6 protein-coding genes and 1 pseudogene are annotated in these 6,996 nt (G+C 74.1%); 6 read left to right on the top strand and 1 reads right to left on the bottom strand.

Features of this window, described 5'->3' with window-relative positions:
• The 3 genes and pseudogenes from AN218_RS00495 to AN218_RS37720 form a co-directional block, all read left to right on the top strand.
• Nucleotides 1-577 (top strand): annotated as a pseudogene (locus AN218_RS00495) (FAD-dependent oxidoreductase); the annotation flags it as partial.
• Nucleotides 574-3,300 (top strand): nitrite reductase large subunit NirB, encoded by a 2,727-nt coding sequence (gene nirB, locus AN218_RS00490; protein WP_070014433.1) that lies wholly within the window; start codon nucleotides 574-576, stop codon nucleotides 3,298-3,300. The pseudogene AN218_RS00495 and the gene nirB, both read left to right, overlap by 4 nt.
• Nucleotides 3,297-3,752, top strand: a complete 456-nt coding sequence (locus tag AN218_RS37720) for a nitrite reductase small subunit NirD (RefSeq protein ID WP_079131684.1) — start codon at nucleotides 3,297-3,299, stop codon at nucleotides 3,750-3,752. The genes nirB and AN218_RS37720 overlap by 4 nt, the downstream gene beginning before the upstream one ends.
• A 49-nt stretch (nucleotides 3,753-3,801) precedes the next feature.
• Here AN218_RS37720 and AN218_RS00480 read toward each other — a convergent pair whose 3' ends face one another.
• Nucleotides 3,802-4,239, bottom strand: a complete 438-nt coding sequence (locus AN218_RS00480) for a MarR family winged helix-turn-helix transcriptional regulator (protein ID WP_070014432.1) — start codon at nucleotides 4,237-4,239, stop codon at nucleotides 3,802-3,804.
• Between the two features lie 366 nt (nucleotides 4,240-4,605).
• Between AN218_RS00480 and pcaH the strand changes: the two genes are divergently transcribed.
• The 3 genes from pcaH to AN218_RS36285 form a co-directional block, all read left to right on the top strand.
• Complete coding sequence (gene pcaH / locus AN218_RS00475) at nucleotides 4,606-5,376, top strand: protocatechuate 3,4-dioxygenase subunit beta (RefSeq protein ID WP_070014431.1); 771 nt, start codon at nucleotides 4,606-4,608, stop codon at nucleotides 5,374-5,376.
• Between the two features lie 89 nt (nucleotides 5,377-5,465).
• Nucleotides 5,466-6,020 carry a protocatechuate 3,4-dioxygenase subunit alpha gene (pcaG, locus tag AN218_RS00470; RefSeq protein WP_070014435.1) on the top strand — a complete coding sequence of 185 codons (555 nt, stop codon included), beginning with the start codon at nucleotides 5,466-5,468 and terminating at the stop codon, nucleotides 6,018-6,020.
• 115 nt (nucleotides 6,021-6,135) lie between these two features.
• A partial coding sequence (locus AN218_RS36285; protein ID WP_244900175.1) for a lyase family protein occupies nucleotides 6,136-6,996 on the top strand: 861 nt, incomplete at its 3' end.

The following is a 6,996-nucleotide window of genomic DNA, read 5'->3' as shown; positions in this document are numbered from 1 at the left end:
CGGGCTCGACGTCGCACGGGGCGTCGTCGTGGACGACGCGCTGCGGACGAGCGACCCGCGCGTCCATGCGATCGGCGACTGCGCCGAGTACGACGGCGTCCTGCACGGACTCGCCGTGCCCGCGCAGGACCAGGCCGACGCCCTCGCCCGGGTGCTGCTGCACGGCGCCCGGGTCACGGAACGGGACGGCGCCGCGGAGGTGCCGGGCGGCATGCCCCCGCCGCGCTACCGCGGCACCCGGACTCTCACCCGCCTCACCCTCCCGGCGGGCGGCCCCCCGCCCTCGTCACCGCCGTCGTCAGCGACCGCCGTACGGGAGGCCCAACCCGCCCTGGATCTGGCCGCGTTCGGCGATCCGCACCCCCGCGCGGGCGACGACGTCGTACGGCTCAGCGACGCCACCCGCGGCGTCCATCGGCAGGTCGTCGTACGAGGCGGACGGCTCGCCGGGGGCGTCCTGCTCGGCGATCTGACCGCCGTCGGCACGCTCGCCCGCGCCTGGGAGGACGACGAGCCGCTGCGCTCCGAACCGCTCCTCCACCTGCTCACCCACGACGGAGAGGACCCGCACCGATGACGCCACCGGCCCCGATCCCGACGGCACCGACGGCACCGACGGCACCGACGGCACCGACGATCGTGCTGGCCGGCCACGGCATGGTCGGACAGCGCTTCCTGGAGGCCCTCGCCGCACGCGGCGTCACCGCCGCCGCCCGTGTGGTGGTCCTGGCCGAAGAGCCGCGTCCGGCGTACGACCGGGTCCGGCTCACCTCGTACTTCTCCGGCACCGCACCGGACGAACTCGCCCTGTGCGACGAGGACTTCCTCTCCTCGCACGGCATCACGCTGCACCTCGGGGACCCGGCCGCCGCGGTCGACCGCGAGCGCCGCACCGTCACCTCCCGTTCGGGCCGGACCGTCGGCTACGACGCGCTGGTGCTGGCCACCGGCTCGTACCCCTTCGTACCGCCCGTGCCCGGAAGCGACGCCGAGGGCTGCTTCGTCTACCGCACCGTCGAGGATCTGCTCGCCATCGAGGAGTACGCCGAGGAACGGGTGCGGAACGCGGCGGGCGCGGGCATCGTCGTCGGCGGCGGGCTGCTCGGTCTGGAGGCGGCCGGAGCGCTGCGCGGCCTCGGACTGCGCACGCACATCGTGGAGTCGGGCGACCGGCTGATGGCGCTCCAGGTCGACGCGGGCGGCGGCGCCGCGCTGCGCCGCACCCTGGAGGCGATGGAGCTGGAGGTCCACACGGGCGTCGCGGGCGAGGAGATCGGCACGGACGAGGCGGGCGCGGTCTCGGCGATGACGCTCTCGGACGGCCGCCGGCTCCCCGCCGGCATGGTGGTCTTCGCCGCCGGCGTGCGTCCCCGCGACGAACTGGCCCGCGCCGCGGGGCTGGAGACGGGCCCGCGCGGCGGCGTCACCGTGGACGAGCGGTGCCGTACCGCGGACCCGGACGTGTACGCGGTCGGCGAGTGCGCCCACGCCGCCGACGGCACCGTCTACGGACTGGTCGCGCCCGGCTACGAGATGGCGGAGGCGGCCGCGGACGCCGTGGCGGAACGGCTCGCGCGGTACGGCGCCGGGGTCGCCGCACCGTCCCGGCCCCGCATGTTCACGGGCGCCGACACCTCCACCAAGCTCAAACTGCTCGGCGTCGACGTGGCCTCCTTCGGCGACGCGCACGGCACCGCCGACGGCGCCCTCGACGTCGTGTACGCCGACTCCCGCGCCGGGGTCTACAAGAAGCTGGTCGTCTCCGGCGACGGCACACTGCTCGGCGGTGTGCTCGTGGGCGACGCCGCGTCGTACGGCACGCTGCGCGCGCTGACCGGCTCGGTGCCGCCCGTACCGCCCGGGACGCTGGTGCTGCCCGAGGGCGCGGACGGGAGCAGGGAGTCCTCCGGCGGTCTGGGCCCGGCGGCGCTGCCCGAGGACGCCGTCGTCTGCAACTGTCACCATGTCGAGAAGGGCGCCGTCCGCGCCGCCGTCGCCGAACAGGGCTGCACGGACGTGGCGTCGGTGAAGAAGTGCACCAACGCCGGTACGGGCTGCGGCAGTTGCGTCCCGGTGCTCAAGCAGCTCGTGGAGGCGGAGCTGGAGGCGGGCGGCGTCGCCGTCGACCGCGGGCTGTGCGGCTGCTTCGCCCACACGCGCGCCGAGTTGTACGAGATCGTGCGCACGCTGCGGCTGACCTCGTTCTCCGCACTGCTCGACTCCCACGGCCGCGAGGAGGCCCGCGGCGGCGAGGGCTGCGAGGTGTGCAAGCCCGCCGTGGCGTCGGTGATCGCCTCGCTCGCGCCGTCCATCGGCGCGGAGGACCACGTACTGGACGGCGAGCAGGCGGCGTTGCAGGACACCAACGACCACTTCCTCGCCAACCTCCAGCGCAACGGCTCCTATTCGGTCGTACCGCGGGTGCCCGGCGGTGAGATCACCCCGCAGCGGCTGATCGTCCTCGGCGAGGTGGCACGGGACTTCGGCCTCTACACGAAGATCACCGGCGGCCAGCGCATCGACATGTTCGGCGCACGCGTCGAGCAGCTCCCGGCGATCTGGACGCGGCTCGTCGAGGCGGGCTTCGAGTCGGGACACGCGTACGGAAAGGCGCTGCGCACCGTCAAGTCCTGTGTGGGCAGCACCTGGTGCCGCTACGGCGTGCAGGACAGCGTGCGCATGGCCATCGGCCTCGAACTGCGCTACCGGGGGCTGCGCTCCCCGCACAAGCTGAAGGCCGGGGTCTCGGGCTGTGCCCGCGAGTGCGCCGAGGCGATGAGCAAGGACTTCGGGGTGATCGCGACCTCGTCCGGCTGGAACCTGTACGTCGGCGGCAACGGCGGCGCGACGCCGCGCCACGCCGACCTGCTCGCGCAGGACCTGAGCGACGCCGAACTGGTGCGGCTGACCGACCGGTTCCTGATGTTCTACATCCGCACCGCGGACCGGCTGGAGCGCACCTCCGCATGGCTGGAGCGCACCGAAGGCGGCCTGGACCACGTACGGGACGTGGTCGTGCACGACTCGCTCGGGCTCTGCGACGAGTTGGAGGCGCTCATGGCCGAGCATGTGGCGCACTACCGCGACGAGTGGTCGGCCGCCCTGGAGGACCCGGAGAAGCTGGCGCGCTTCGTCTCGTTCGTCAACGCGCCGGACGTCCCCGACCCGACGGTGCGCTTCACCGCCGAACGCGACCAGATCAAGCCGGACTTGACGCTGCTCTCCGGCCCGGACCTGCCCGTACGGACCGCCGAGGACGCGCACGGTACCGCGGGGCTCGAAGGAGCGACGGCACGATGACGACGGCCACGACGCGTACGACGAGTACGGCAAGCACGGCAAGTACGGCAGGCACAGCAAGCACAGCACCCTCGGCACGCGCGGCGGACGACGCGGACCACGCGCACGCCGCCGCTGCGGCACCGCACCCACGGGTCGAAGTCCACGACGCCCAGGGCTGGTTCGCCCTGTGCGGGCTGGACGCCCTCACCCCGGGCCGCGGCGTCGCGGCCCTGCTGCGGGACGGCACACAGGCCGCGGTCTTCCTGGACCGCGCGGGCCGTCCGTATGTCATCGGCAACCGCGACCCGTTCACCGGCGCCTGCGTCCTCTCGCGCGGGCTGCTCGGCTCCGCGCACGGCGCGCCCTTCGTCGCCTCTCCCCTGCTCAAGCAGCGCTTCGATCTGCGGACGGGGAGCTGTCTGGACGAAGAAGGGGTGTGCGTACCGGTCTTCCGCTCGCGTATCCGCTGACTCCCACGTGCGCTGACTCCGCGGTGCGGCCCGCGGCCCCGGAGACGCCTCAGCCGCGCAGTTCCTCCGCCGCGCCCGCCACCCGCGCGACGAGCCGCAGCAGGGTCCGCCGTTCGTCCTCGTCGAGCGGCGCGAGGAAGACGCGGTTCATCCGCTCGGTACGGGTGACGAGCCTCCGGTGCACCCGGCGGCCCTCCGCCGTCAGCCGCAGCACGTTGCGGCGTCCGTCCCGCCGGTCGCGCACCCGCTCCAGCAACTCCCGCCCGGCGAGCCGCGCCACGACGTCGGCGACGGTGGAACGGTCGAGGTGGACGTGCTCGCTCAGCGTCCGCTGGTCCATGCCGGGCTTCTCCTCCAGCGCGTTGAGCACGGCGAACTGCGGCGACGTCGTCTCCTCCGAGACCATCGCCCCCCACAGCAGCGAGTGCGCCTGCTGAAGCCGGCGCGCCAGATGCCCCGGATGTGTGCTCAGATCCACCGCCGCCATGCGCTCCCCGCTTCCCCACGTCGCCGCGACCGCTGCTCACGGGCACGGAATCGCCGTCGTGTACCGATCGTGTACTGACGGATTCTCCCGCCGTACGGTACGGGCTGTCGAGCGTCCCCACGCGATATGCCCTCGCTGTACGGCCTCTTGACGCGTATGTACGGGAGTGGCAGCGTCAGAAGGCACCGCCGGAAAATACTCAGCACACTGAGCGTCTTCGGCCGACGGGCGCCGCCGCCCGGCACCGGCACCGGTCTCACGCCCCGCCGGTCCCCGCCGTACGGGACTCGTCGCCGTACCGGATCCGCCGCCGCAGAGGACCCGTCGTCCCGTCCGTGCGGGACGACAGAAGCAGAAGAGGTGTCCATGCCCCTCACCCAGCGAGACATCGACCGCGAAGTCGCGGAGCTGCGCGAGGCGTACGAGGCGTCGCGCGCCGCCGGAGCCCCCGCCGTCCACCACCCCGCGCGCGACTACGCCCCGTACCGCAGCAGTGCGCTGCGCCACCCGCATCGGCCGCTCGTACCGGTGGAGCCCGACCCCGAGACCGTCGAACTGCACGGCCCCGTCTTCGGCCCCACCGACGTCACCGACATCGACCACGACCTGACGCGGCAGCACACCGGCGAACCCCTCGGGGAGCGGATCACCGTCTCGGGGCGGCTGCTGGACCGCGCGGGCCGGCCCGTACGCGGCCAGCTCATCGAGCTGTGGCAGGCCAACGCGTCCGGGCGCTACGCCCACCTGCGCGACCAGCACCCCGCGCCGCTCGACCCCAACTTCACCGGCGTCGGACGCACCCTGACCGGCGACGACGGCAGCTACTCCTTCACCACGGTCAAGCCCGGCGCCTACCCGTGGCGCAACCACGAGAACGCCTGGCGTCCCGCCCACATCCACTTCTCGCTGTTCGGCACGGCCTTCACCCAGCGGCTGGTGACCCAGATGTACTTCCCGGGCGACCCGCTCTTCGCCCACGACCCGATACTCCAGTCCGTCACGGACGAGCGGGCGCGGCAGGCGCTGGTGGCCGCGTACGACCACGAACTGTCGCGCTCCGAATGGTCGTTGGGCTACCGCTGGGACATCGTCCTCGACGGACCGTCCGCCACCTGGATCGAGGAGGGCCGCCCGTGACCGCGCCGGAGAACACACGCGACCAGGCCGCCGCCGACGGACAGGGCCCGCACGGCTCCGAGCCGCTCCAGCCGACCCCGTCCCACACCGTGGGCCCCTTCTACGGCTACGCCCTCCCCTTCCCGGGCGGCGGCGACGTCGCTCCCGCCAACGCCGCGGACACCGTCACCGTGCACGGGTACGTCCGCGACGGCTCGGGCGCGCCCGTCCCGGACGCCCTGATCGAGCTGTGGCAGGCGGACGCGGACGGCGGCCTGGCGGGAGCGCCCGGCTCGATGCGGCGCGACCCCGTCGACGGCGGCCATCTCGGCCGTAACGGCGTGGACTTCACCGGTTTCGCCCGCGTGCCGACCGACGCCGACGGGCACTGGACGGCCCGTACGGTCAAGCCCGGAGCGCGCCCGGGCCACCCTCCGTACATCAGTGTGTGCGTCTTCGCACGCGGGCTGCTGCACCACCTCTTCACCCGTGTGTACTTTCCGGAGGACACTCGGGCGCACACCGACGACCCGCTTCTCGCCTCGCTCGACGCGGAACGGCGCGAGACCCTGTTGGCAACGGCCGAAGGTGCCACAGGCTCGTACCGGTTCGACATCCGGCTGCAGGGCGAGAAGGAGACGGTTTTCCTTGACTTCCACCGATGACGGCTCGGTCCCCGCTCCCGGCTCCGTACGGGGAGGCGCGGCGGGAGGCGGACCGCGGGGCTCGGACGGGCACACCGACGGGCACGCGGACGGCGCGGGCCCGGAGGACGTCGGGCTGCTGGCGCCGGCGCGTGCGGGCTCGGGCACCGAGTCCGGCACCGGCGACACCGCGGTGCTCCAGGCCCTGCTGGACGCCGAGGCCGCGCTGACCCGGGCGCAGGCGAGCCTGGGCCTGGCGCCCCGTGAGGTCGCGGAGGCGGTGACGGAGGCCGCCCGCGCGGAGCGCTTCGACGTACGCGGTCTGGCGCTGCGCGCCCGCTCCGGCGGCAACCCGGTGATCCCGCTGGCCGCCGACCTGGGCGACGCGGTAGGCCCGGACGCAGCGGCGTACGTGCACCGGGGAGCCACCAGTCAGGACATCCTCGACACCGCCCTGATGCTGGTCGCGGCGCGCGCCCTGGACGCCGCCCTGCCCGAACTGGACCGTACGGCACGGGAGTTGGCGCTACTGGCCGCCGAGCACCGGGACACCCCGATGCCCGGCCGCACGCTGACGCAGCACGCGGTGCCCACGACGTTCGGGCTCAAGGTCGCGGGCTGGCGCAGCCTCGTCCTGGACGCACACGACCGGCTCGCGGCGGTACGGGCGGCGCTGCCCGTCCAACTGGGCGGCGCGGCGGGGACGTTGGCGGCGTTCGCCGCGTACGCCGAGGCGGACGGCGACCCGGAGGGCGAGGCCGGGGCCGACTCGACGGGCACGGCGCGCACCACTGGCCCCGGCAGCCACGGCCCCGAGACCGAGTCACCGCCCCGCGCGGCCCACGGCGTCCCGGCCACCGACCTCGGGCTGCGGCTGCTGGCCGCCTACGCCCGCGAACTCCCCCTCGCCGAACCGCCGTTGCCCTGGCACTCGCTGCGCACCCCCGTCGCCGACCTCGGCTCCGCCTGCGCCTTCGCCTGCGGAGCGCTCGGCAAG

It is taken from the genome of Streptomyces nanshensis (assembly GCF_001751255.1).
GTDB lineage: Bacteria > Actinomycetota > Actinomycetes > Streptomycetales > Streptomycetaceae > Streptomyces > Streptomyces nanshensis_A.
Note: the sequence above shows the minus strand (reverse complement) of the source record. Positions and strands in the feature narration are given on the sequence as shown.

Bases quoted from the DNA above. Each gene is read 5' to 3' on its own strand.
- nirB (WP_070014433.1), top strand. From the start codon at position 574: ATGACGCCACCGGCCCCGATCCCGACGGCACCGACGGCACCGACGGCA.
- pcaH (WP_070014431.1), top strand. From the start codon at position 4,606: ATGCCCCTCACCCAGCGAGACATCGACCGCGAAGTCGCGGAGCTGCGC.
- AN218_RS37720 (WP_079131684.1), top strand. From the start codon at position 3,297: ATGACGACGGCCACGACGCGTACGACGAGTACGGCAAGCACGGCAAGT.
- AN218_RS00480 (WP_070014432.1), bottom strand. From the start codon at position 4,239: ATGGCGGCGGTGGATCTGAGCACACATCCGGGGCATCTGGCGCGCCGG.